We start from the raw sequence: 24,552 nt of genomic DNA, 5'->3' as shown, positions 1-24,552 counted from the left end.
TGCTATCGCGAGCAAGCTCGCTCCCACAGGGTTAGCGTGCAACCCGGGTTAATTCATCTCCCCTTCTACCCGATCCCTTCCCGCCTGCTTCGCCGCGTAAACTCCCGAATCCGCGCGCAACAGCAAGGCATCGGCGCCCTCCCCGGCCCGCCAACTGGCAATCCCGAAACTGGCGGTGACCGTACCTACATCGTCAATGGGTGAACTGCGCAAGCCTTGCCACAATTGCCGGGCCAACACAAAGGCATGTTCGCCGCTGATATCCGGGCACAGCACCATGAACTCCTCACCGCCCAGGCGGCAGAACACATCGGTCCGGCGCAGCCGGTGACCGATCCGTTGGCACACGGCCTGCAACACCCGATCACCGATGGCATGCCCATGCAGGTCATTGATGCGTTTGAAATGGTCGATATCGAGCATGATCACCGACAGATCCCCACCGCCGCGCTCCACCCGGGCCATTTCGGTGGTCAAGCGCTCCTGGAAATAGCGCCGGTTGTGGATACCGGTCAGCGAATCGGTGACCGACAACGCGCGCAACTCTTCCTCCACCCGCTTCATATCGGAAATGTCCGAGACGTAGCCGTGCCACAGCACGCCGCCACCGGGCAGTTCCTCCGGAGTGGCTTCGCCGCGAACCCAACGCAAACCACGTTGAGGCAGTTGCACCCGGTATTCCTCGCGCCAGGGGCTGAGGGTGTCGGCCGAGGCGCGGATCGAGGCGCGGACACGAGTGGTGTCCAGAGGGTGAATCCGGGTAAAGATCGCTTCGGCATTGAGCACCAGCACGTCGGATTCGAGTTCGTAGATCTCGCGAATGCCGTCGCTGGCGTAGATCACACTGAAGCGTCCGTCGAACTCCATCTTGAACTGGTAGATGCCACCGGGCACGTGGGCACTGAGTTTCTTCAACAGCAGGTCCCGCGCCGCGAGCGCTTCGTGGACTCGTTTGCGTTCGGTGATGTCGATGCACACCGCCAGGTGCCCGACCCACAGGCCTTGCTCATCGAGCACTGGCGTGGCGAGCATGTTGACCATCAAATGGCTGCCATCGTCGCGCACCAGCGTCCATTCCCGCGCCTCGTGGTTGCCCTCTACGTCGCCTTCGACCAGCATCGCGTGGCAGGTTGGAACCGGCTTGCCATAGCGTGCGCTCAACTCCGCCGAGCGAGCGACCAGCTCCCGGGGCAGGTGCAGGTTCTCCAGGGTCATGTGCCCCACCACCTCGGCGCTGGCATAGCCGAGCATCTGCTCGGCACCGGCATTGAAGGTGCTGATGACGCCACGCAGGTCGGTGGCGATGATCGCAACCTGAGTGGCGGCATTCAGCACGCCACGCAACTGACCATGGGTACGACGCAGCTCCTGTTCTCGATCCCGCAGCTCCCGGGTGCGTTGCTCGACCAGTTTCAGCGCCCGCTGCCGCTGACTGACCAGCACATACAGCAAGGCACTGAGCAACACGCTGAGCAAACCACCCAACACCACCAGACTGRTCACGGAGGAATGGTTGGCCTGTACGAACGCGTCGCTGGGCTGGATATCGACTTGATAGTCATGGTCGGCCATGCGCAACAGGCGCGTGGCGGACAACTCGCTGATAGCCGGCGGGTTGGCCGACTCGAACAGCACCTCGTGCTGCTTGTCGGTCGACAAATCGAGGATGCGCACCGAGAGATAGTCACGGCTCGCTTCCGGCAGTCCGTCCGCCAGCAACTGGCGCATGCTGATCACTGCCATGACATAACCGTAGGGCTTCGTGAGATTGAGGTCTTGACTGTTGCGTTGCGTGACCGGCGCGACCAGCAGCACGCCTCGCGCATAAGCCGGCTCGATACTCACCAGATGCATCGGTTGCGACACTGCCATGCCACCACGCTGATCGGCCCGATCGAGCGTGGCACGCCGTAGCGGCTGGGCCAGCAAGTCGTAACCGAGGGGGGGGCCGAGTCTGCTTTGCGTCTGGCTATACAGGACCGCTACGTATTCATCTCGCTCACCGGCCAGTTGCAATTGGCCGTCAGCGTTGAGTTCTCTCAGGGTGAAGCTGCTCAAGCCTTCGTCACGCACTCGCCCCTCGAACGCCGCCCGCTCGTCACGAGTGACCCGTTTGGCAAAGGAGTAAGCCTGGGTTCGCAGCAGTAAAGGCTGGGTGTAACCGTCGAAATCCGCTCGAGAAACCGATTCGGAGTTGGCGAAAAACCGGCGCAGGCCATCGAGGCGCTGCTCCTGATCTTCGAAACGCTCTTCGATACGGCTGTAACGCTCACTGGCCAGCAGTTGGAAACGTTGCCGCAATTGATGGTGATACAGATTCAGCGTCGACCACGCCAGCAACCCGGTGAGCACCCCGCCGACAAGCAATGCCAGCAGCGCGACCAGCCAGGCCGAAACATCTTCACTGATAAAACCCAGGATCTTGGGGCGCACGGCGTGCAACGACATAAAACGCAAACTCAAAACGCCAGGTGCGGAGAAGCCCTTTGGCCATGGACTGAGTTATAGCTATTAGCCACTAATTTGACCAGCACTGTAGGAGCGAGCTCGCTCGCGATGGACTCAAGAACACCGCGTGCATTCAGAAAGCACGCGTTATCGTTGTCGACCATCGCGAGCAGAGCTCGCTCCTACACAGATCCAGGTGTCAACGAGCCATGATTTTCCAGGCACGATGGATTTTGGCGTTGCGGGAAAAATCCGGATCGATGGTCTGGGCAGTGATTTCCTCGACCGCATAACGCTCGCCGAGGTTGGCCTCCAGTTCGAACTTGCGGAAGTTGTTGGAGAAGTACAACACGCCGCCGGGTGCCAGCCGCGCCATGGCCAGGTCAATCAATTGCACCTGGTCGCGCTGCACGTCGAACACACCTTCCATGCGCTTGGAGTTGGAGAACGTCGGCGGGTCGATGAAGATCAGGTCGTACTCGTCACGACTGGCTTCAAGCCACGCCATCACATCGCCCTGCTCCAGGCGGTTCTTGTCGGAAAAACCGTTCAACGACAGGTTGCGCCGCGCCCAGTCCAGATAGGTTTTCGACAGGTCGACACTGGTGGTGCTGCGCGCGCCGCCCTTGGCCGCATGCACACTGGCCGTTGCGGTGTAGCAGAACAGATTGAGGAAGCGTTTGCCGGCCGCCTCCTTCTGGATACGCATGCGCATCGGCCGATGGTCGAGGAACAGCCCGGTGTCGAGGTAGTCGGTGAGGTTCACCAGCAGCTTCACGCCGCCTTCATTGACTTCGACGAACTTGCCCTGCGCCGCCTGGCGCTCGTATTGTTTGGTGCCGCTCTGACGCTCGCGGCGCTTGACCACCACACGGTTCTTGTCGATGTTCAACGCCTGCGGGATGGCTGCCAGGGCATCGAACATACGGCCCGAAGCCTTTTCCGGATCGATGGATTTCGGCGCGGCGTACTCCTGGACGTGGACCCAATCGTGATACAGGTCGATGGCCATGGAGTATTCCGGCATGTCGGCGTCATACACGCGGTAGCAGTCGATGCCTTCACGCTTGACCCACTTGCCCAGGGCCTTGAGGTTCTTTTGCAGGCGGTTGGCGAACATCTGCCCGCCTTCGCTCAGGCGCGGCTGCTCGATCACCGGAGCCGGTGCCGGCGTCGGTTTGATCGGGTTGCCGTTTTTGTTGAACTTGCGTTCCTGCGGCTCGTTCGGCGCCTGATCGTAGGCAGCTTGCTCACGCTCGACCTGGCGTTGCTCCGGGGTACGACGCTCGCCGGTGACGAACTGGTCCGGCAGCACCTTGATCAGCAGCAGCTTGCACGGCAAGGCGCCGTTCCAGAACGAATACTGCTTGTGGCTGCGGATGCCCATGCGCTTGCCCAGGTCCGGCGCACCGGTGAACACCGCCGCCTCCCAGTTCAGGCAGGCCTGACGCAGGCGCTCGCCGAGGTTCTGGTAGAGGTAGAGCAGGCTCGCCTCGTCACCCAGACGCTCGCCGTATGGAGGGTTGCAGATCACCAGGCCTTTCTGGTTCTGGTCCGGACGCGGCTCAAAAGTCGCGACTTCGCCCTGGTAGATCTTGATCCACTCGCTCAGGCCGGCTCGCTCGACGTTGTTGCGACCCGGTTGAATCAGCCGTGGATCGGCTTCGTAGCCGCGAATCCACAAGGGTGTTTTGGCCAGGCCGGCCGCAGCACGTTCGGAAGCTTCTTCGTGGAGTTTTTTCCACAGCGCCGGGACGTGACCGAGCCAGGCGGTGAACCCCCACTGCTCGCGACGCAGGTTCGGCGCGATGTCGGCGGCGATCATCGCCGCTTCGACCAGGAAGGTACCGACACCGCACATCGGGTCGGCCAGCGCGCCGCCTTCGGCCGCGATACGTGGCCAGCCGGAACGGATCAGGATGGCGGCCGCGAGGTTTTCCTTGAGCGGCGCCGCACCTTGCTGCAGGCGATAGCCGCGCTGGTGCAGGCTGTGGCCGGACAGGTCAAGGGACAGAATGGCTTCGCCACGGTCCAGGCGCAGGTGAATGCGCAGGTCCGGGTTGAGCTTGTCGATGGACGGACGGTCGCCTTGCGGGGTGCGCAGTTTGTCGACAATGGCGTCCTTGACCTTCAGCGCGCCAAAGTGGGTGTTGTCGATACCCGAGCCATGACCGCTGAATTCGACGGCCAGGGTGCCGTCATTGAGCATGTGGTCTTGCCACTCGATGTCCAGCACGCCGTGGTACAGGTCTTCGGCGTCCTTCATCGGAAAACGCTTGAGCACCAGCAGCACGCGGTTGGCCAGGCGCGACCACAGGCACAGGCGATAAGCGGTTTCCATGGTGGCCATGCCGCGCACGGCCGAGGTGTGCTCCCGCGCTTCCTCAAGGCCAAGCCCGACGGCTTCCTCGATGAGCAGGCCTTCAAGGCCTTTTGGGCAAGTGAGGAAGAGTTCGAAACGATCGGACATGGGAATTCCAGAACCTTTAGCTGAGTGACCGGGCAACGCATTGCCGGTCCGGTTTTCAATCAGGCGCTTTTCTCGAAGAGCGCCCGCGTGGCACGAAGGTGTGCCGTTCCACCCTTGCTGCCCGGGTTAAAAGAGCTTAGATGCAAGGACAGATAAAAAAGTTGATGCAACAAAATGTCATAAGTCGACCCTTCGTCGAATAGTGCTTCCCGGTAACGGGAGCCATTCTCACTAAAGGATTAAGCCCATCATCCAGCGCGGGGCCGATCATACCGGGGTTTGGCCAATAAATACGGTAAAACACGCTGTTACTTATGGCCTTAACATATGAACGGTTACGTCCTTATGACAAAACGATCATTCCCTCGATGTGACGCATTGGTTAGAACTCAATACAGGTTGGCGCCGCAATGACGCCAACACTTTGGCTCGTCACGCCGGCAACGAGCCCCCAACGGCAGAATTTTTCTGCCAGACCTCAATTGAGGTCGACGCGATAAATACAGTCAACAAGTGAGGGCAACACCCTATGAGAAGACTTAAGCGTGATCCGTTGGAAAGAGCATTTTTGCGCGGATATCAATATGGCGTTGGTGGTAAATCCCGTGAGCTTTGCCCATTTACTCTACCGTCGGTACGTCAAGCCTGGATCAATGGCTGGCGAGAAGGACGCGGCGACAACTGGGACGGTATGACCGGCACTGCGGGAATCCACAGACTCAACGAACTTCACGCCGTCGGCTAATTACAGGGCATAACACTCCGACACGACAATCTGATTTTGTACCGAATTAACCATGCGCGTCCCATCCGGACGGCGGGCTCCGGCCCAGGGGCTCCTTTTAAGGAGCCCTTTTTTATGTCTGACGATTCAACGTTCGAACTGCAAACACACCTGTGGGAGCGAGCTTGCTCGCGATAGCGGTTTAACATTCAACGATGATGTTGACTGAAAGGCTGCCATCGCGAGCAATCGAGCGTCGACCGGCTGCTCCCACAGGGGATCAGCGTAGCGCTGCGATTGCGTCTACCGACTCGCGAATCAGCGCCGGGCCTTTGTAGATGAAGCCCGAGTAGATCTGCACCAGGCTCGCGCCTGCGGTGATTTTTTCTGCAGCGTGCTTGCCTTCGGTAATGCCGCCGGCAGCGATGATCGGCAGGCGACCACCCAGCTCCGATGCCAGCACTGTCACGGTGTGGGTGCTCTTGTCGCGAACCGGTGCGCCGGACAGACCACCAGCTTCTTCGCCATGCTCCATGCCTTCGACGCCTACGCGGCTGAGGGTGGTGTTGGTGGCGATGACGGCGTCCATTCCGGTTTCGATCAGCGCTTGTGCAACCTGGGCGGTTTCTTCGTCGCTCATGTCCGGCGCGATCTTGATCGCCAGCGGTACATGTTTGCCATGACGCAATGCCAGTTCCGCGCGGCGCTCGGCCAGATCGGCCAGCAACTGCTTGAGCGAGTCGCCAAATTGCAGGCTGCGCAGGCCCGGCGTGTTCGGCGAACTGACGTTGACCGTCACATAGCTGGCGTGGGCGTAAACCTTGTCCAGGCAGATCAGGTAGTCATCCACGGCACGCTCGACCGGGGTATCGAAGTTCTTGCCGATGTTGATGCCCAGCACGCCCTTGTACTTGGCCGCCGCCACGCGGGCCAGCAKGTGATCGACGCCGAGGTTGTTGAAGCCCATGCGATTGATGATCGCCTCGGCTTGCGGCAAACGGAACAGGCGTGGCTTCGGGTTGCCCGGCTGTGGACGCGGCGTGATGGTGCCGATCTCGACAAAACCGAAACCCAGTTGGGCGAAACCATCGATGGCCGCACCGTTCTTGTCCAGACCGGCGGCCAGTCCCACCGGATTCGGGAAGTCCAGGCCCATCACATTCACCGGCACCTTCGCCGGGGCCTTGCACAGCAAGCCGTTGAGCCCAAGACGTCCGCCCGCGCCGATCAGGTCCAGGGACAGATCGTGGGAGGTTTCCGGAGAGAGTTTGAACAACAGCTGACGGGCCAGGGTGTACATGGGCGGATTTGACTCGATTGGCGGCGAATTGAGGCGGCGATTATAGCCGGGCAACGGGGTTGCAAGCGAGGCGCGTGAGCAAATCAGCGGTTAATGGCATATGCCTTGCACCAATCCAGGTACCAGCACTCATGCCGACGACGGAATGTGTGCAAAGACAATGGCGTCGTCCACGGCCTGCTCATGCAAGGACTCGGGACGACGTTTTTTTTGCAAGGTGAACACGCGATGAACGAACCGTCAGCCGGCCCTTTGGCCTGGGTCAATGGCAGCGATGCCCCGGAAAAAACCGAAATCAATCTCGGCTTCATGGCCCTGAGCGACTGCGCCTCGGTGGTGGTCGCCGCCACCCAGGGCTTCGCCCAACCCCACGGCTTGACCCTGAATCTCAAGCGCCAGTCGTCCTGGGCCAACCTGCGGGACAAACTGGTCAGCGGCGAACTCGATGCAGCCCACAGCCTCTACGGACTGATTTACGCCGTACACCTGGGCATCGGTGGCGTGGCCGCGACCGACATGGCCGTACTGATGGGCCTGAATCAGAACGGCCAGAGCATCAATCTTTCCGGAGGCTTGCAGGCGCTTGGAGTGACCAGTCCTGAAGCACTGGATCGGCACGTGCACCAAACTCGCTCAAAACTCACCTTCGCCCAGACGTTTCCAACCGGCACCCACGCCATGTGGTTGTATTACTGGCTCGCCAGCCAGGGCATTCACCCATTGCAGGATGTCGACAGCGTGGTGGTGCCGCCACCGCAAATGGTCGCGCACCTGCGAGCCGGACGTATCGACGGGTTCTGCGTCGGCGAACCCTGGTCCGCCAGTGCCGTGCAACAGGACCTCGGCTTCACCCTGGCCACGTCCCAGACCATTTGGCCCGATCATCCGGAAAAAGTCCTGGGCTGCACCCACGCGTTCGTCGAGCAATACCCCAATACCGCCCGGGCATTGGTGATGGCGGTTCTGGAGGCCAGCCGCTTCATCGAAGAAAGCACCGAGAATCGTCGCAGTACCGCACAATTGCTCAGCGCCGATCAGTACCTTGACGCGCCACTGGACTGTATCGAACCGCGCCTGCTGGGTGAATACGCCGACGGCCTTGGCCACCGCTGGCAAGACCCGCACGCGCTGCGCTTGCACGGGGATGGCGAGGTCAACCTGCCGTACCTGTCCGACGGCATGTGGTTCATGACCCAGTTCCGCCGCTGGGGCTTGTTGCGCGATGACCCGGACTATCTCGCGGTGGCCCGGCAGGTCCAGCAACTGGACCTGTACCGTGAGGCCGCCAGTGCCGTCGGCGTCGCCTCACCAGCCGAGGAAATGCGCAGCAGCCAGTTGATCGACGGCAAAATCTGGGACGGCTCGGACCCGACCGGTTATGCCCGCAGTTTCAAACTGCACGCCATGAGCGACAGCTCCCATCGATCCGCCAGCCGCTGACAGGAGACCACGACCATGCTGCGTATCCTGCTGATCAACGACACCGCGAAAAAAGTCGGACGCCTGAAGGCCGCCCTGACCGAGGCCGGATTCGAAGTGATCGATGAATCCGGCCTGACCATCGACCTGCCCGAACGCGTCGAAACGGTGCGTCCGGATGTGATTCTGATCGATACCGAGTCACCGGGTCGCGATGTCATGGAACAAGTGGTGCTGGTGACTCGTGACCAGCCACGACCGATTGTGATGTTCACCGACGAACACGACCCCGGTGTGATGCGACAGGCGATCAAGTCCGGGGTCAGTGCCTACATCGTCGAAGGCATTCACGCACAACGCCTGCAGCCGATTCTCGATGTGGCCATGGCACGCTTCGAAAGCGATCAGGCCTTGCGTGCCCAGTTGCAGGCCCGCGACCAGCAACTGGCCGAGCGCAAGCGCATCGAACTGGCCAAAGGGCTGCTGATGAAAATGAAGGACTGCAACGAAGAAGAGGCCTACACCCTGATGCGCCGCCAGGCGATGAGCCGTCAGCAGAAGCTGATTCAAGTGGCGGAGCAGATTATTGCCATGAGCGAGTTGCTCGGCTGAAGTCCTGTAGCGCCTGTCCAGCCGCCATCGCGAGCAAGCTCGCTCCCACAGGGGAATTGTGTTCGACGTCATTCCCTTGTGGGAGCAGGCAAGCCCGCGATTGGCCACGACTCGATTTCGAGTGTTGGCACAGATCTCGCTATGTAATCACCACAGGTAACCAACGGCGGTTGCCCCACCTACGACAAAGACGTCGCGCACCTCATTTGCCCTTGGCGAATCGGGTGGCGGCGTTTTTTCGTTTTGGCCCCACAGCACGGGGCCGGTGGTGCGGCCGTAACGGCGCCCCACCTGCAAGCTCATGACTCCTTTCGAGACTCTTCACAGCTGAGGTGCGCGATGAATTCAAGCTTCTGGAAATCCGGCCATACACCCACATTGTTCGCAGCCTTCCTCTATTTCGACCTGAGCTTCATGGTCTGGTACCTGCTCGGTCCGTTGGCGGTACAGATCGCCGCCGACCTGCACCTGACGACGCAGCAACGCGGGCTGGTGGTCGCCACGCCGATTCTGGCCGGGGCGGTCTTGCGTTTCGTGATGGGGATGCTGGCTGATCGCCTGTCGCCAAAAACTGCCGGCCTGATCGGTCAGGTCATCGTGATCTGCGCATTGTTCGGCGCCTGGAAGCTCGGTATCCACAGCTACGAGCAAGCGCTACTGCTGGGGCTGTTCCTCGGCATGGCCGGCGCGTCTTTCGCCGTCGCCCTGCCCTTGGCATCGCAGTGGTATCCGCCGCAGCATCAAGGCAAGGCCATGGGCATCGCCGGCGCGGGGAACTCGGGTACGGTGTTCGCTGCGTTGATCGCCCCGGTGCTGGCGGCGGCGTTTGGCTGGAGCAACGTGTTCGGGTTCGCCCTGATCCCGCTGATTCTGACCTTGATCGTCTTCGCCTGGCTGGCCAAAAACGCCCCCGAGCGGCCAAAAGCCAAATCCGTGGCCGACTACTTCAAAGCCCTGGGTGATCGTGACAGCTGGTGGTTCATGTTTTTCTACAGCGTGACATTCGGCGGTTTCATCGGCCTGGCCAGCGCCCTGCCCGGTTACTTCAACGACCAGTACGGCTTGAGCCCGGTGACTGCCGGCTACTACACGGCAGCCTGCGTGTTCGGCGGCAGTCTGATGCGCCCCTTGGGCGGCGCGCTGGCTGATCGGTTTGGCGGCATTCGAACCCTGTTGGCGATGTACACCGTCGCGGCAATCTGCATTACCGCGGTCGGTTTCAACCTGCCGAATTCCTACGCCGCACTGGCGCTTTTTGTCTGCACCATGCTCGGTTTGGGTGCAGGCAATGGCGCCGTATTCCAGTTGGTGCCACAGCGTTTTCGTCGGGAAATCGGCGTGATGACCGGTCTGATCGGCATGGCTGGCGGCATCGGTGGTTTTGCCCTCGCGGCCGGCATGGGCGCGATCAAGCAAAGTACCGGCAGCTATCAACTGGCGCTGTGGTTGTTCGCCAGCCTCGGTGTACTGGCGTGGTTCGGTCTGCACGGTGTGAAACGGCGCTGGAGAACCACCTGGGGTTCGGCTGCCGTGACGGCTGCGCGGGTCTGAGGTCTCGATGAGCCTGCAACTGAGTTTCGCCGAAGCCAGCGCCATCGGTCCTCGCGAGGAAAACCAGGATGCCCTGCGCCTGGTCACGCCGGCTCCGGCGCTGGCCGCGAGCAAAGGTTACCTGTTCGCCATCGCCGACGGCGTCAGCCAGTGCGCCGATGGCGGTCTGGCTGCCCGTTCGACGCTGCAGGCCCTGGCGCTGGATTACTACGCCACGCCGGAAACCTGGGGCGTCGCCCAGGCACTCGATCGTCTGTTGTTGGCGCAGAACCGCTGGTTGCAGGCCAATGGCGGCGGACAACCGTTGCTGACCACCCTCAGTGCACTAGTCCTGCGCGGCCGGCGTTTCACCCTGGCCCATGTCGGCGATTGCCGGGTGTATCGCTGGCACGCCGACCAATTGCAGCGGATCAGCGAGGATCACGTCTGGGACCAGCCGGGCATGCAGCATGTGCTGAAACGGGCGCTGGGGCTCGACCAACATCTGGTGCTGGATTTTCTCGACGGTGAGTTGCGCCTCGATGAAAGCTTCGTCCTGCTCAGCGACGGCATCTGGGCGGTCCTGGGCGATACCGCCATTGCGGCGATCCTGCGCGATCAACCGGATTTGCACAGCGCCGCGCAAACCCTGGTCAATGCCGCGCACCTGGCGGGCAGCCAGGACAACGCCAGCGCCCTGCTGGTGCGAGTCGATGCCCTTGGTGAAGCGAGCATTGGCGATGCGTTGATTCACTTGCAGCAATGGCCACTGCCGCCAGCCCTGAAACCGGGTCAGGCGTTCGAGGGCTGGCAGGTCGAAGGAATCGTCGCGCAGAGCCAGCAATCGCTGCTTTATCGGGTGCGCGACAGTCAGCACCAACCCTGGCTGCTGAAAACCCTGCCGGGACGTCTGCACGACGATCACCAGGCCGGACAGGCGTTACTCTCGGAAGAGTGGTTTCTCAAACGCGTGGCCGGTCGACATTTTCCTGAAGTGCATGCCGCCAGTCAGCGTCAGCATTTGTACTACGTGATGCGTGAATATTCGGGCGCTACCCTGGCCCAACGGCATGAGCGAAGCGGACCGTTGCCGCTGCCCCAGTGGCAGGACATCGCCGAACGTTTGCTGCGGGCGGTCGGCCTGTTGCATCGACGGCAGATTCTGCATCGCGATATCAAACCGGAAAACCTGTTGCTGGGGGACGATGGTGAGTTGCGCCTGCTGGATTTCGGCCTCGCCTATTGCCCCGGTCTCTCGCAAGATCTGCCCTGGGCTCTGCCGGGTACACCCAGTTACATCGCGCCAGAAGCCTTTCGCGGCGACATGCCAACGCCACAGCAGGACTTGTACGCCGTCGGTGTGACCTTGTATTTCCTGCTCACCGGGCACTATCCCTATGGCGAAATCGAAGCGTTCCAGCGCCCGCGGTTTGGCCTCCCGGTCAACGCCAGCCGCTACCGGCCCGACCTGCCGGACTGGATCGCCCATAGCCTGGAACGCGCCGTGGCGGCGGCCCCCGAACAGCGTTTCGAAACGGCGGAAGAATGGTTACTACTGATCGAGCAGGGCGAACGCCGCAGTTTGAATGTGCGCCCAAAGCCGTTGTTGGAGCGCGAGCCGCTGAAAGTCTGGCGGACATTGGCGCTGGTATCGTTGCTGCTCAACCTGGCGCTGCTGGTGGTCGCGCTCCATTAGCGGGCAGCGCGCTTTGAATCAGTGCATTCCCTCACGATTCTGCCCTTGTGAACTGGAAGAAAGCCAACGAATACGGGACCTGAGCGAGTTGGCACAACCACTGCATTACCTCTTTCAACAGACATAAAGCGCGGGCTTCAACGACGAAGGCTGCACTTCCCGAGAGAACGGGACCAGGACAAAGGCGTCCTCGCTAGGCAACTAGCGGGACGCCTTTTTTTGTTTGCGCAAAATTTGTCGAGCGTGGCCTGAACCCTGATGAGGCAGGTCTGAGCTCCCCGGAGAACCTGATGAAAAAACTAAAACTGGTGATGATCGGCAACGGCATGGCCGGGGTCCGGACCCTGGAAGAACTGCTCAAACTGAGCACAGAGCTGTACGACATCACGGTCTTCGGTGCCGAACCGCACACCAACTACAACCGCATCCTGCTGTCGCCGGTGCTGGCGGGCGAACAGACCTTCGAAGAGATCGTGCTCAACGACCTGGACTGGTACCTGGACAACAACATCAAACTGCTGCTCAACCGCAAAGTGGTGGAGATCGACCGGGTCAAGCGCCGGGTCATTGCCGAAGACGGCAGCGAAGCCGAATACGATCGCCTGCTGATCGCCACCGGCTCGACGCCTTTCATCCTGCCCATTCCCGGCAACACCCTCGAGGGCGTGATCGGCTACCGCGACATCGCCGATACCCAGGCCATGATCGACACCGCGAAAACCCACCGGCACGCCGTGGTGATCGGTGGCGGCCTGCTCGGTCTGGAAGCCGCCAACGGCCTGATGCTGCGGGGCATGCACGTCACCGTGGTGCATCTCGGCGAGTGGTTGCTCGAGCGGCAACTGGACAAGACCAGCGGCCAGCTGCTGCAAACGGCCCTGGAGTCTCGCGGCCTGCACTTTCGCCTGTGTGAGCAGACCCAGGCCTTGCACGACGCAGGCAACGGCCGCGTCGGTTCAGTGCAATTCAAGAACGGCGACATCATCCCCGCTGACCTGGTGGTGATGGCTGCCGGCATTCGCCCCAATACCGAACTGGCGGAAAAATCCGGCATTCCGTGCAACCGCGGGATTCTGGTCAACGACACCCTGCAAACCTACGATCCCCGGATCTATGCCATCGGTGAGTGCGCCAGCCACCGAGGCATCGCCTATGGTTTGGTGGCGCCATTGTTCGAACAGGCCAAGGTCTGCGCCAATCACCTCGCTCAACTGGGTTTCGCCCGTTATCAAGGCTCGGTCACGTCGACCAAGCTGAAAGTCACCGGCATCGATCTGTTTTCCGCCGGCGACTTCATGGGCGGTGAAGGCACGGAAACCATCACCCTCTCCGACCCGATTGGCGGGGTCTACAAAAAACTGGTGATCAAGGATGACGTGCTGGTCGGTGCCTGCCTGTACGGCGATACGGCAGATGGCGGCTGGTACTTCCGGCAGATCCGTGAGAATCACGCCATCGGCGAGATCCGCGATCACTTGATGTTTGGTGAAAATGCGCTTGGCGACGTAGGACATCAGGGCCAGGACAAAGCCATGAGCATGGCCGACACGGCCGAAGTCTGCGGCTGCAACGGCGTGTGCAAAGGCACCATCGTCAAGGCCATTCAGGAACACGGGCTGTTCAGTGTCGACGAAGTCAAGAAACACACCAAGGCCGCCAGCTCCTGCGGTTCCTGCGCCGGCCTCGTCGAACAGATCCTGATCAACACCGTGGGCGGCGCCGCCGACGTCAAACCAAAAAGCGAAAAGGCCATCTGCGGCTGCAGCGACCTCAACCACGGGCAAATCCGTCAGGCCATCCGCGAGCAGCACTTGCTGACCATCGCCGGCACCATGAGCTACCTGAACTGGCGCACCCCCAATGGCTGCGCCACCTGCCGGCCGGCGCTCAACTACTACCTGATTTCCACCTGGCCGGGGGAAGCCAGGGACGACCCGCAATCGCGCCTGATCAACGAAAGGGCTCATGCCAACATTCAGAAAGACGGCACTTACTCTGTAGTCCCGCGGATGTGGGGCGGTGTGACCAATCCTTCGGAACTGCGGCGCATTGCCGATGTTGCCGACAAGTACAACGTGCCGATGGTCAAGGTCACCGGTGGCCAGCGCATCGACTTGCTGGGCATCCGCAAGCAAGACCTGCCGGGGGTATGGAAAGACCTGGACATGCCGTCCGGCCATGCCTACGGCAAATCCATCCGCACGGTGAAAACCTGCGTCGGCAGCGAGTTCTGCCGCTTTGGCACGCAGAACTCCACACAGCTGGGTATCGAGCTGGAACATGACCTGTTCAACATGTGGTCACCGCACAAGGTAAAACTGGCGGTCTCCGGTTGCCCACGCAACTGCTCGGAAGCCGGCATCAAGGATGTGGGGATCATCGGCGTGGACTCCGGCTGGGAGATGTACATCGGTGGCAACGGCGGGATCAAGACCGAAGTCGCGGAATTCTTCGTCAAACTGAAAACCGCCGAAGAAGTCCGCGAATACAACGGTGCATTCCTGCAACTGTATCGCGAAGAAGCCTTTTACCTCGAACGCACCGTGCACTACCTGCAACGGGTCGGCATGGACCACATCAAGAAAGCCGTGCTCGAGGACCCGGAGCGTCGCAAGGCGCTCAACGATCGCCTGCAATTCTCCCTGTCGTTCGAACAGGACCCGTGGAAGGAACGCCTGGAACAGCCACAACTGAAGAAAGAATTCGACGTCATCCCCGTGAAAAACCTGGAGGTGCTGGCATGAACTGGCTGGATATCTGCGCACTGGAAGAGATCAATGCCCTGGGCTCGCGGATTGTCGCCGGCCCCAAGGGTGACATCGCGATTTTTCGCACCAGCGACGACGAAGTGTTCGCCCTCGACGACCGTTGCCCGCACAAGGGCGGGCCGCTGTCCCAAGGCCTGATCTACGGCAAACGGGTGGCCTGCCCGTTGCACAACTGGCAAATCGACCTGCAAAGCGGTGAAGCCCTGGCCCCGGACATCGGCTGCGCCCATCACCATCGCACCCGGGTGGAAAATGGCCGGGTCCTGCTGGCCCTGCGGGATGCAGGCTGATGGACCGCCAGATCACCGCGTCCACCTGCTGTTACTGCGGGGTCGGTTGCGGGGTGCTGATCGAGCATGACGGCGAGCGCATCCTCGGCGTCAGCGGCGATCCGGCGCACCCGGCCAATTTCGGCAAACTGTGCAGCAAGGGCTCGACCCTGCACCTGACCGGCGACGAGACCGCGCGGGCGCTTTACCCCGAGCTGCGCCTCGGCAAAGGCCTGGCCCGCCACCGCACCGACTGGGATACCGCCCTCGATCACGCCGCCAGCGTTTTTGCCGCGACCATTGCCGAACATGGCCCGGACAGCGTGGCGTTTTACATTTCCGGGCAACTGTTGACCGAGGACTACTACGCCTTCAACAAGCTGGCACGTGCCCTGGTGGGTACCAACAACATCGACAGCAATTCGCGGCTGTGCATGTCCTCGGCGGTGGTCGGCTACAAGCGCAGCCTGGGTGCCGACGCGCCGCCCTGCAGCTACGAAGACCTGGAATCGAGCGATTGCGTGATGATCGTGGGCAGCAACATGGCCTACGCCCATCCGGTACTGTTTCGTCGGCTGGAAGAAGCCAAATCCCGCCGACCGCAGATGAAGGTCATCGTCATTGACCCACGTCGTACAGACACCTGCGATCTGGCTGACCTGCACCTGCCGATCTTGCCGGGCACCGATGTCGCTTTATTCCATGGGATTTTGCATTTGCTGCTGTGGGAAGACTGGATCGATCGTGACTTCATCAAAGACCACACCGAAGGCTTGCCCGATCTGAAGAAACTGGTGCGCGATTACACACCGCAGATGGTGTCGCAGCTGTGCGGAATCAGCGTTGAGCAACTGCAGCAATGCGCTGAATGGGTCGGTACTTCACCGTCTTTCCTGTCGTTGTGGTGCATGGGGTTGAACCAGTCCACCGCCGGCAGCGCGAAAAACAGTGCACTGATCAATCTGCACCTGGCCACCGGGCAAATTGGTCGCCCGGGTGCAGGACCTTTCTCGTTGACCGGCCAGCCGAATGCCATGGGTGGGCGGGAAACCGGTAGCCTGTCTAACCTGCTGCCGGGCCATCGTGACGCCGCCAACCCTGAGCACCGTGCCGACGTGGCCGCTTACTGGGGCGTTGATCAACTGCCTGAAAAACCGGGGCTGACTGCCATCGAGTTGTTTGAGCAGGTGGGCAACGGAAAGATCAAAGCCTTGTGGATCGCCTGCACCAACCCCGCGCAATCTCTTCCCGATCAGACTGCCGTGCGCGCGGCACTGGAAGCCTGCCCGTTCGTGGTCCTGCAGGAGGCTTTTCGCACCACTGAAACCGCCAGGTTTGCCGACCTGTTGTTGCCCGCCGCCAGTTGGGGCGAAAAGGACGGCACGGTGACCAACTCCGAACGGCGTATTTCCCACGTCCGCCGCGCGATCGTCGCACCGGGTGAAGCGCGTCCGGACTGGGCGATCACGGTGGATTTCGCGCAGCGCCTGGAGAAACATCTGCGTCTGGAAGCGACCAGCCTGTTTGCCTTTGAAACCTCGGCACAGGTCTTCGACGAATACAAACAACTGACGCGTGGCCGCGATCTGGATTTGTCCGGGATCAGCCACGGGTTGATCGACAAAATCGGCCCGCAACAATGGCCCTTTCCTACGGGGTCCAGCGCAGGCACCGCCCGCCTCTATCTCGACGGTATTTTCCCGACTTCCAGCGGACGCGCGCAGTTCGTGGCCGATCCCTATCGCGCCGCCAAGGAACAACGTGATGCGCGTTTCCCGCTAACGCTGATCACCGGTCGTCTGCGCGATCAATGGCACGGCATGAGCCGCACCGGCACCGCCGCGCAGTTGTTCGGTCACGTCAGTGAAGCTGTATTGAGCCTGCACCCGGATGAGCTGCGCCGGCATCGCCTGCAAACGGGCGATTTGATCTGCCTGAAAAGCCGACGCGGCGCGGTGATCGTACCGGTCGCCAGTGACGACAGCGTGCGTCCGGGCCAAGCCTTCTTGCCGATGCATTTTGGTGACCGTTTCCTCAAGGGGGGCGTGAACAGCCTCACCCTGCCCGCCTTCGACCCGTTGTCGAAACAACCGGAACTCAAACACAGCGGCGTGCGCCTGGAACCGGTGCATTTACCTTGGCACCTTTTCGCGCTGATAGAGGGCGATGTCCAACAACACTTTGAGACTCTGCGCCCCCTTTGCGAGGCGTTTTCCTACGTCAGCGTCAGTTTGACCGGCCGTGAGCGCCCTGCGCTGCTGATACGCGCGGCCAGCGCCATGGCGCCAGATCCGCAACTGCTGCGCGATATCGATCAATGCCTGGGGCTAAACGATGGACCGGTCCTGGCCTACGACGATCCACGACGCTCAATCGGTAAGCGGGTGCGGATCGAGAACGGCCGGATCACCGCGATCCGCTTGGCGGGTGAAACCCTCGCCCGGCACTGGCTGCAAAACCTTTGGCTCGAAGGTCGCACCGATGAACAACTACGGCGCTGGCTGCTCGCGCCACTGAGTGCCCCACCGGGCCAGGTTGACGCCGAAGCGACCGGCAACAAAACCCTGTGCAACTGCAAAAACGTCAGCCAAAACGCGGTCTGCGCTGGCATCCGCCGCGGCCTGGACTTGCCGGGTTTGAAACAAGAATTGGGTTGCGGCACGCAATGCGGCTCCTGCGTCCCGGAAATCAAGCGTTTGCTGGCCGCCACCGCGCAGTCGCAAGCCGCCATCTCGTGAGGAAAACACTATGAGCGCAAAAGTCTGGCTGGTGGGTGCAGGTCCCGGTGATCCTGAATTACTGACCCTCAAAGCTGTTCGGGCGTTGAGTGAAGCGGATGTAGTGCTGATCGACGATCTGGTCAACGACGCGGTGCTGGAGCACTGTCCCGGCGCGCGGATAATTCCGGTGGGCAAGCGCGGCGGCTGTCGTTCAACGCCGCAAGCCTTTATCCATCGCCTGATGTTGCGTTATGCCCGTCAGGGCAAATGCGTGGTGCGCCTCAAGGGTGGCGACCCGTGCATCTTCGGGCGTGGCGGTGAAGAAGCGCAGTGGTTGCGTGAGCGCGGGGTCGAGGTTGAGCTGGTCAATGGCATCACCGCCGGCCTGGCGGGCGCGACGCAATGCGATATTCCATTGACCCTGCGCGGCGTGGCACGAGGGGTGACTCTGGTGACCGCCCACACTCAGGATGACAGTAGCCTGAACTGGCAAGCGCTGGCCCAAGGCGGCACGACACTGGTGATCTACATGGGGGTGGCGAAGCTCAGCGAGATCCGTGAGCAACTGCTGGCGGGGGCAATGGCGGCAGATACGCCGGTGGCAATGATTGAAAACGCATCGTTGCCGCATCAACGAGAGTGTCGAAGCAGCCTGATGGCAATGGAGGAAGATGCCTGTGCTTTCGAGTTGAAAAGCCCGGCAATCCTGGTGATTGGCGCAGTCGCAGCCAACGCCATCCCCTCCTGTGGGAGCGAGCCTGCTCGCGAAGAGGTTCTGTCCGTCGACATCAATGTTGGATTTCAACGCGCCTGACGCGTCCTTCCTCACCAAATCGCAGACAAAGAAAAGCCCGGCCTAAGCCGGGCTTTTCTCGGAGCTGCGAGCTAATTACTTAGCGTGAGCTTCAACCTGCGCTTCTACGCGACGGTTAACAGCACGACCAGCTTCAGTTTTGTTGTCAGCAACCGGGCGGGACTCGCCGTAGCCAACGGACTGAACGCGGGACGATTCAACACCGTACTGGTTGGTCAGAACTTGCTTAACGGCGCTTGCACGACGCTCGGACAGTTTCTGGTTGTAAGCGTCAGGACCGACGTTGTCAGTGTGACCTTCAACAGTAGTGGTGGTGGATGGGTACTGCTTCATGAAGTCAGCCAGGTTCTTGATGTCAGCGTAGCTGCTTGGCTTGACTGCCGACTTGTTGAAGTCGAACTTCACGTCCAGCTCTACACGAACGACTTCAGCAACTGCTGGGCAACCATCAGCGTCAACAGTAACGTTGGCTGGGGTGTCCGGGCACTTGTCAACGTTGTCGCAAACGCCGTCGTTGTCGCTATCGGAGCAGACTTCTGGTGCTGGAACCGGAGCAGCAGCAGGCTTGTTGCCGCCACCGAAGTTCACACCCAGACCTACGGACGGGATGTAGTCCCACTTGCCGTTGTCCAGCTTGTAGTCAGCTTCTACGCCAGCACGAGCGTAAACGTTTTCAACGAAGTAGTACTTAACGCCAGCGCCAGCAGTCAGGAAAGTCGACTGGTCACGACCGGTGTGGCCGTCAGCGGCTACGTTGGTCATGCTGCCGTGCTTAACGCCACCTTGAACGTAAGGACGCAGAGCGTCGCCAGCGTTGTTGAAGTGGTACTGAGCGTTCAGACCGAACTGGTCGCCTTCGATTTTCTGATTACCAGTGCCGTTGTTCGAACGGGTGTGGTCGTCATTGTTGTAGGTCAAGTTCAACGATACGTCGTCGGTCAAGAAGTAACCGATGGAGGCGCCAGGAGTGTAGCCGTCTTCAACGTTCTTAACGCTGTCGTTGTACTTCTTCCCGTAGTTGAGCTCGCCTTCAACTGCGCCTTGGCCTTGTGCCAGTGCGCCGAACGAAGTAGCGGCAATAAGAGTACCAATGGCCAAGCCCAAGGTGTTTTTCAGTTTCATCCGTTAAATCCCCATCTGGTGATTGTGAAGCAGTCCCGCAAACCGGGGGACAACTCGGCGGCAAGTCTAACAGAACTTGCCTGCACGTAAGAGATATTTGCGCTGAACTAAGTTTCAGCAATGCCTGCAAATTTCTCACGTAATTTATCTAGAGCGCGCTTGTACCGCATTTTTGTTGCACTCAAACCCATGTGCATGATGTCTGCGATCTCCTGAAACTCCAGCTCTGCGACAAAACGTAGCACCAGAATTTCGCGGTCAATCGGGTTCACATACACCAACCAGCGATCAAGTCCGCCCTTTTCCTCAGGTTTCGGCGCCTTTTCTTCGGACGCTTCCTCGAGGGGGTCAAGACTCAATGCGTCCATCAAGCGACGCTTTCGCCGTTCCTTTCGATATTGTGTGATGCACTCGTTGTACGTGATGCTATATAGCCACGTCTTGAACTTCGATTTACCTTCGAAGTTCTTCAGGCCATACAGCACCTTCAACATGACCTCCTGACAGACATCGTCTGCGTCGCGATCGTTCCCGAGATATCGTGCGCATACGTTAAATAATGTTCGTTGGTAACGCCGCATCAGTTCTTCATAGGCGCGTGTTACGTGAAACAGTTCGGTATGCGAGCGCGCGACCAACTCCTCATCAGAGAGCTCGCGGGGGTCGTAGCGCATGGATAACGATTGGGTTTTATTCAAAACAAGTCGGGCCGACAGTCAGGTCAATGTCCGCCGCAGCCAGCATCAGCAGGCATTTTGCGGCGGCATACATTAGCAGAGTTTGCCGGGTTAGYGGCTACTCACATGCTGCTCAAGGAGGATCCGATTGGAAAGAGAGACTAGCTCACCCTCATCGGTCAGCAATGTGGTTTTAACCGTGCCGATCTCTTCGATCTGGCCTTCGACCTCGCCAACACGCACTTGTTGCCCAACCTGGTACAGCTCACGCACGTAGATTCCCGCAAGAATCTGGCCGGCAATTTCCCGGCTTCCCAATCCCATGGCCAGTGCTACCGCCAGACCAACGGTTATCAACACGATCACGATCACATGGTTCAGCAGGTCAGTCTTGACCTCCAGCTGGCTGATCGCAACCGAAATACTGATGATGATCACCAGGCCCTGAGCAATTCGACCAAGCCCCGAAGCATAGTCCAGGCCCACGCCTTCTGCCGCTCCACGCACCAGCCCGTTGGCCAGTTGCGCCAGCAAAACACCTACCAGCAACACCAGCGCCGCGCCGAAAACCTTCGGCAGATACAACGCAAGCATATCCAGCGTAGCTGAAACCCGCTCAAGTCCGAGGGATTCTGCGGCAGAAACCAGAAAAATAAGCAGAATGAACCAATAGACGATCTTGCCGATCAGGGTCGAGATAGGAACCTGCAATCCAGCGCGGGACAGCAGCTTGGTCAGGCCAGTGCCGCCCATCAAGCGGTCAAGGCCCAGTTTGGCGAGCAACTTGGAGAGCAGGGTGTCCAGCAGTTTGGCCACGACAAAACCCAACAGCAGCACAACCAGTGCGCCGAACAGGTTCGGAATGAAGTTCGCAACCTTGGTCCACAACGCAGTCATTGCAGTGACGAGGCTCTGAGTCCAGAGATCAAGTTCCATATTCAATCAGCCTTATCAGCAGTGCGGGCAGCAGGTTTACGAAGACGGGATACCGGCGCGACATGGGCCGACCCGTTATTCAAGGCGATCATCATTGCGGGCAACCAGCGCCCCAGCAGGCTGAACAGATCACCGGCGCCAACCTGGCGGTTGGCGGTTTTCAGCACACGCCCCAGGCACGCATCGTCGTCCCGGGTGGACGGCGAGGCCTTGAGCATGTCGCGTAAAGACTGTTCAAACGGATCGTGCATACGCACCTCTCGTGATGTCTGTGGGAGACGCGGTCAGTTTTGGTCGGGTCACATGGTTTCCCTCAGACCCAGCGCAAACGTCGGAATAACCACCACTGCCCCAGCGCCACCGAGACCATCATCAGGCAGGCGATCAGAAAACCATAAGGGCTTGCAGAGAATGGAATTCCACCGACGTTGATCCCCAAAAGCCCGGTCAGAAAACTCATCGGCAAAAAGATCCCGGTGATGACGCCAAAGCGATACATCGTGCGATTCATGCGCACGCTCAACCGGCGATCTTCCGCCTCCAGGACCAGTCCCACCCGCTCCCGGGTCAATTCCAGCTCTTCGAGGTAGCGGGTCAGGCTGTTGTTCAATTCGTTCCAGTAATCACCATCGTCCTCGACGAACCAGGGCAACTTGATTCGCGTCAACTGCCCGAAAATATCCCGCTGCGGAGCAAGAAAGCGCTTCAACGCAGCCGCCCGGCGACGAATCTGCAAAACCGATCCGTGCTCAGGAGTATACCGTTCGTCGGCATCCAGTTTTTCTTCTTCCTCATCGACCACTTCCGAGAGACAGCTGACCAGATCCTGCACCTTGTTGGTGAGGTACTGCGCCATGCACAGGATGAGTTCGGAGGCTGTTTTCGGACCTTTGCCTTCGGCCAACTGCACCAGCAGCTCGTCAGTGGCCCGCAACGGACGCAGACGCAGGGAAATGACGCGCTGGGCAGAGCCGAAGATCCGCACCGACACCATGTCTTCAGGCTCGGCACCGGGGTTCAGATTGACCCCGCGCAAAAATAGCAGCAGTTCGCTGTCTGAAAGCTGTAAAAGTCGCGGACGGGTGTTTTCTTCGAGTAGCAAGTCACAACTGAATTCGCTCAGACCGCTGGATTTGCGTAACCAGGTCCGGGTTTGCGGATGACTGCGATCCCAGTGCAGCCACAGGCTTTCATGGGCCTGCAGTTGCAAGTCATCGAGTTCTGTCCGGGCTATCGAACGCGCACCGCCTTTACCGTCCAGCACCAGGGCATGTACCAGCCCCCATTGCGCGTTTTCTTCCTCGAACATCCGCACTCCTTTGGTCGACCAGCGCTTTATTCAGGCATTTTCAGCGGGCTGGGCGAGATGATCACGCCGTTGTTGTCCGCATAGATGTAATGGCCCGGATGGAATGTCACGCCGGCGAAGGTCACGGCAACGTTGAGATCGCCGAGCCCGCGCCTGTCGGATTTCCTCGGGTGGCTGGCGAGGGCCTGAACGCCCAGATCGGTCTGCGCGATGATATCGACGTCGCGGATGCAACCGTTGATCACCAGCCCTTCCCAACCGTTTTTCGCGGCTTTCTCGGCCAGCATGTCACCCAGCAACGCATGACGCAGGGAACCGCCACCGTCTACCACCAGCACTTTGCCATTTCCCTTGAGCTCGACCTGCTCCTTGACCCGCGAGTTGTCTTCGAAGCACTTGATGGTCACGATTTCGCCGCCGAAGGAATCACGGCCGCCAAAATTGCTGAACATCGGTTCCAGCACCTGCACCAGTTCCGGATAGGCGTCGCACAGGTCGGGCGTGAGGTAATGGATCATCGAGAAACTCCTGTAAAGAGGAAGACAGCACGAACATCGGTGATGACTCAGCCACGGAAAGTGACCAGAACAGCTCAATGCGTCATATCTTAGCCGCAAGCCGATCAGAGCGAAATGCCCTTGTTAGAGCGTCAGCCTCAGATTGCCGCGGCAAAATCCTGTTGCGCTCCCGGCAAAGGTGTCTGCTGATCGGCCAGCCAGCGAGTCACCAAAGGCCAGACTTCAGCCTGGGCCGCCTTACTGACAAGCATTTCCACGTGACCGAAATTGTCGCCGAAGCCCTGCTCGCGCCCCAGATTGATGAATTGCTTGTGCTCGGAACCAAACTGCTCGAACAGTTTGCGACACGCCCAGGCCGGGTCCTGATGATCACCCGCGGCACTGACCGCCAATACGGGTAACTTGACCTCGGCCAGGCCTTTCCACCAGTCCTTGTCGGCATCGCCGAAGCGCCCGAACAAGCCGAACCAGCGCATGCTTTCCAGGGCCAGGCCGATGGGCTCGTCCTCCGGGCCGCGCTTGAGCCTTGAGCCCGACAACTGGGCAAAACGCTTGAGAATGAAGCGACCGCTCCACTCCACTGGTGGAATCTTCAATGGCCAGTAGGTGCGGCTCACCTGGGTGCCGAAAAACGCCGCGGAAGCCACCACCGGCTCTCCGATGTACTCGCCACCCAGCGCTGCGGCCAGGGTAGTACCGCCCAGCGAGTGACCGATCCAGTGCGGCACCTGCCCGCTCTGCTCACGGACAAATGCACCTATGGCCGGCAGATCATAGCGAGCGTAGTCGGCGACACGATTCTTGCGGTAGTCGTGGTTACGCTGGGACAAGCCGTGACCGCGCATTTCCGGAATCCAGACGTCGAACCCCAGTCGGGCCAGATAAGCGCCCAATCCCAGGCCCTTGGGAGAAAACCAGAACCGGCGATTGGAAAAGCTGCCGTGCAGCAGGATCACCGGCACGCCACGGGAGGACGACTCATCGGCCATACCAAGGCGCGTCACAGCCAGTTCGACGGTGAAGTCGGGGCTGTTACCGGGTTTCAAACGATACACATCTTCGCTCAGATCACCGCGCCGTTCGGCGCTGATCAGAGCGACAGGAAATAGGTTGCTGCTGCTTTGCATAATCTCTTGCACAAAAAAGGGCGGCATCCAGATGGAGCCCGCCCTGCTTGAATCTTAAAGGCAGCGTTCACCGACCACGCTGCCAATCATTGT

At 60.1% G+C, this 24,552-nt stretch carries 19 protein-coding genes; 9 read left to right on the top strand and 10 right to left on the bottom strand.

Features of this window, described 5'->3' with window-relative positions:
• Positions 1 to 48: 48 nt before the first annotated feature.
• Together AC1DRN_RS10800 and rlmKL are read right to left on the bottom strand one after the other, a co-directional pair.
• Positions 49 to 2,448 carry a sensor domain-containing diguanylate cyclase gene (locus AC1DRN_RS10800; RefSeq protein WP_477786707.1) on the bottom strand — a complete coding sequence of 800 codons (2,400 nt, stop codon included), beginning with the start codon at positions 2,446 to 2,448 and terminating at the stop codon, positions 49 to 51.
• Positions 2,449 to 2,647: 199 nt separating this feature from the next.
• The gene (gene rlmKL, locus AC1DRN_RS10795) at positions 2,648 to 4,918 is read right to left on the bottom strand and encodes a bifunctional 23S rRNA (guanine(2069)-N(7))-methyltransferase RlmK/23S rRNA (guanine(2445)-N(2))-methyltransferase RlmL (RefSeq protein WP_223462922.1); all 2,271 of its coding nucleotides are present in this window, start codon (positions 4,916 to 4,918) and stop codon (positions 2,648 to 2,650) included.
• Positions 4,919 to 5,447: 529 nt separating this feature from the next.
• On the opposite strand from rlmKL, the gene rmf reads away from it, so the two are divergent.
• Positions 5,448 to 5,663 (top strand): ribosome modulation factor, encoded by a 216-nt coding sequence (gene rmf / locus AC1DRN_RS10790; RefSeq protein ID WP_003223300.1) that lies wholly within the window; start codon positions 5,448 to 5,450, stop codon positions 5,661 to 5,663.
• Between the two features lie 259 nt (positions 5,664 to 5,922).
• Here the strand turns inward: rmf and AC1DRN_RS10785 are convergent, their stop codons facing one another.
• Positions 5,923 to 6,942, bottom strand: coding sequence for a quinone-dependent dihydroorotate dehydrogenase (locus tag AC1DRN_RS10785; protein ID WP_477786706.1), 1,020 nt, complete (start codon positions 6,940 to 6,942; stop codon positions 5,923 to 5,925).
• 228 nt (positions 6,943 to 7,170) lie between these two features.
• On the opposite strand from AC1DRN_RS10785, the gene AC1DRN_RS10780 reads away from it, so the two are divergent.
• The 8 genes from AC1DRN_RS10780 to cobA all read left to right on the top strand — a co-directional run bounded on the left by AC1DRN_RS10780 (position 7,171) and on the right by cobA (position 18,770).
• On the top strand, positions 7,171 to 8,382 hold the full coding sequence (locus AC1DRN_RS10780) for a CmpA/NrtA family ABC transporter substrate-binding protein (protein ID WP_223462924.1): 1,212 nt from the start codon (positions 7,171 to 7,173) through the stop codon (positions 8,380 to 8,382).
• A gap of 15 nt (positions 8,383 to 8,397) precedes the next feature.
• The gene (locus AC1DRN_RS10775; RefSeq protein ID WP_108218906.1) at positions 8,398 to 8,973 is read left to right on the top strand and encodes an ANTAR domain-containing response regulator; all 576 of its coding nucleotides are present in this window, start codon (positions 8,398 to 8,400) and stop codon (positions 8,971 to 8,973) included.
• A 339-nt stretch (positions 8,974 to 9,312) separates the two neighbouring features.
• The gene (locus AC1DRN_RS10770) at positions 9,313 to 10,524 is read left to right on the top strand and encodes a nitrate/nitrite transporter (RefSeq protein WP_223462925.1); all 1,212 of its coding nucleotides are present in this window, start codon (positions 9,313 to 9,315) and stop codon (positions 10,522 to 10,524) included.
• 7 nt (positions 10,525 to 10,531) lie between these two features.
• Positions 10,532 to 12,199: a bifunctional protein-serine/threonine kinase/phosphatase gene (locus AC1DRN_RS10765; RefSeq protein ID WP_223462926.1), complete on the top strand. Its 1,668-nt coding sequence runs from the start codon at positions 10,532 to 10,534 to the stop codon at positions 12,197 to 12,199.
• 290 nt (positions 12,200 to 12,489) lie between these two features.
• A complete protein-coding gene (gene nirB, locus AC1DRN_RS10760; protein ID WP_223462927.1) occupies positions 12,490 to 14,943 on the top strand; it encodes a nitrite reductase large subunit NirB in 2,454 nt (817 codons plus the stop codon).
• A complete protein-coding gene (gene nirD, locus AC1DRN_RS10755) occupies positions 14,940 to 15,257 on the top strand; it encodes a nitrite reductase small subunit NirD (RefSeq protein WP_223462928.1) in 318 nt (105 codons plus the stop codon). The genes nirB and nirD overlap by 4 nt, the downstream gene beginning before the upstream one ends.
• The gene (locus tag AC1DRN_RS10750) at positions 15,257 to 17,974 is read left to right on the top strand and encodes a nitrate reductase (RefSeq protein ID WP_223462929.1); all 2,718 of its coding nucleotides are present in this window, start codon (positions 15,257 to 15,259) and stop codon (positions 17,972 to 17,974) included. The genes nirD and AC1DRN_RS10750 overlap by 1 nt, the downstream gene beginning before the upstream one ends.
• A gap of 10 nt (positions 17,975 to 17,984) precedes the next feature.
• The gene (cobA, locus tag AC1DRN_RS10745; protein WP_223462930.1) at positions 17,985 to 18,770 is read left to right on the top strand and encodes a uroporphyrinogen-III C-methyltransferase; all 786 of its coding nucleotides are present in this window, start codon (positions 17,985 to 17,987) and stop codon (positions 18,768 to 18,770) included.
• 75 nt (positions 18,771 to 18,845) lie between these two features.
• Here cobA and AC1DRN_RS10740 read toward each other — a convergent pair whose 3' ends face one another.
• The 7 genes from AC1DRN_RS10740 to AC1DRN_RS10710 form a co-directional block, all read right to left on the bottom strand.
• Positions 18,846 to 19,892: an OmpA family protein gene (locus AC1DRN_RS10740; protein ID WP_223462931.1), complete on the bottom strand. Its 1,047-nt coding sequence runs from the start codon at positions 19,890 to 19,892 to the stop codon at positions 18,846 to 18,848.
• 107 nt (positions 19,893 to 19,999) lie between these two features.
• Positions 20,000 to 20,590, bottom strand: coding sequence for an RNA polymerase sigma factor SigX (gene sigX, locus AC1DRN_RS10735; RefSeq protein WP_081501652.1), 591 nt, complete (start codon positions 20,588 to 20,590; stop codon positions 20,000 to 20,002).
• A 90-nt stretch (positions 20,591 to 20,680) separates the two neighbouring features.
• Positions 20,681 to 21,505: a mechanosensitive ion channel family protein gene (locus AC1DRN_RS10730; RefSeq protein WP_477786705.1), complete on the bottom strand. Its 825-nt coding sequence runs from the start codon at positions 21,503 to 21,505 to the stop codon at positions 20,681 to 20,683.
• A 2-nt stretch (positions 21,506 to 21,507) separates the two neighbouring features.
• A complete protein-coding gene (locus AC1DRN_RS10725; protein ID WP_223454991.1) occupies positions 21,508 to 21,756 on the bottom strand; it encodes a CrfX protein in 249 nt (82 codons plus the stop codon).
• A 62-nt stretch (positions 21,757 to 21,818) separates the two neighbouring features.
• Positions 21,819 to 22,814 carry a zinc transporter ZntB gene (locus tag AC1DRN_RS10720; RefSeq protein ID WP_223462932.1) on the bottom strand — a complete coding sequence of 332 codons (996 nt, stop codon included), beginning with the start codon at positions 22,812 to 22,814 and terminating at the stop codon, positions 21,819 to 21,821.
• 26 nt (positions 22,815 to 22,840) lie between these two features.
• Positions 22,841 to 23,329: a ribonuclease E activity regulator RraA gene (rraA, locus tag AC1DRN_RS10715; protein ID WP_223462953.1), complete on the bottom strand. Its 489-nt coding sequence runs from the start codon at positions 23,327 to 23,329 to the stop codon at positions 22,841 to 22,843.
• A gap of 140 nt (positions 23,330 to 23,469) precedes the next feature.
• On the bottom strand, positions 23,470 to 24,459 hold the full coding sequence (locus AC1DRN_RS10710; RefSeq protein ID WP_223462933.1) for an alpha/beta fold hydrolase: 990 nt from the start codon (positions 24,457 to 24,459) through the stop codon (positions 23,470 to 23,472).
• Between the last annotated feature and the right edge of the window lie 93 nt (positions 24,460 to 24,552).

The sequence above is a fragment of the Pseudomonas sp. P5_B3 genome (assembly GCF_056400405.1).
Note: the sequence above shows the minus strand (reverse complement) of the source record. Positions and strands in the feature narration are given on the sequence as shown.

Excerpts from the sequence above, each read along its gene's own strand:
- AC1DRN_RS10750 (WP_223462929.1), top strand. The coding sequence starts at position 15,257 with ATGGACCGCCAGATCACCGCGTCCACCTGCTGTTACTGCGGGGTCGGT.
- nirD (WP_223462928.1), top strand. The coding sequence starts at position 14,940 with ATGAACTGGCTGGATATCTGCGCACTGGAAGAGATCAATGCCCTGGGC.
- cobA (WP_223462930.1), top strand. The coding sequence starts at position 17,985 with ATGAGCGCAAAAGTCTGGCTGGTGGGTGCAGGTCCCGGTGATCCTGAA.
- AC1DRN_RS10765 (WP_223462926.1), top strand. The coding sequence starts at position 10,532 with ATGAGCCTGCAACTGAGTTTCGCCGAAGCCAGCGCCATCGGTCCTCGC.
- AC1DRN_RS10775 (WP_108218906.1), top strand. The coding sequence starts at position 8,398 with ATGCTGCGTATCCTGCTGATCAACGACACCGCGAAAAAAGTCGGACGC.
- AC1DRN_RS10780 (WP_223462924.1), top strand. The coding sequence starts at position 7,171 with ATGAACGAACCGTCAGCCGGCCCTTTGGCCTGGGTCAATGGCAGCGAT.
- AC1DRN_RS10710 (WP_223462933.1), bottom strand. The coding sequence starts at position 24,459 with ATGCAAAGCAGCAGCAACCTATTTCCTGTCGCTCTGATCAGCGCCGAA.
- rmf (WP_003223300.1), top strand. The coding sequence starts at position 5,448 with ATGAGAAGACTTAAGCGTGATCCGTTGGAAAGAGCATTTTTGCGCGGA.
- AC1DRN_RS10720 (WP_223462932.1), bottom strand. The coding sequence starts at position 22,814 with ATGTTCGAGGAAGAAAACGCGCAATGGGGGCTGGTACATGCCCTGGTG.
- AC1DRN_RS10770 (WP_223462925.1), top strand. The coding sequence starts at position 9,313 with ATGAATTCAAGCTTCTGGAAATCCGGCCATACACCCACATTGTTCGCA.
- nirB (WP_223462927.1), top strand. The coding sequence starts at position 12,490 with ATGAAAAAACTAAAACTGGTGATGATCGGCAACGGCATGGCCGGGGTC.
- rlmKL (WP_223462922.1), bottom strand. The coding sequence starts at position 4,918 with ATGTCCGATCGTTTCGAACTCTTCCTCACTTGCCCAAAAGGCCTTGAA.
- AC1DRN_RS10725 (WP_223454991.1), bottom strand. The coding sequence starts at position 21,756 with ATGCACGATCCGTTTGAACAGTCTTTACGCGACATGCTCAAGGCCTCG.
- AC1DRN_RS10740 (WP_223462931.1), bottom strand. The coding sequence starts at position 19,892 with ATGAAACTGAAAAACACCTTGGGCTTGGCCATTGGTACTCTTATTGCC.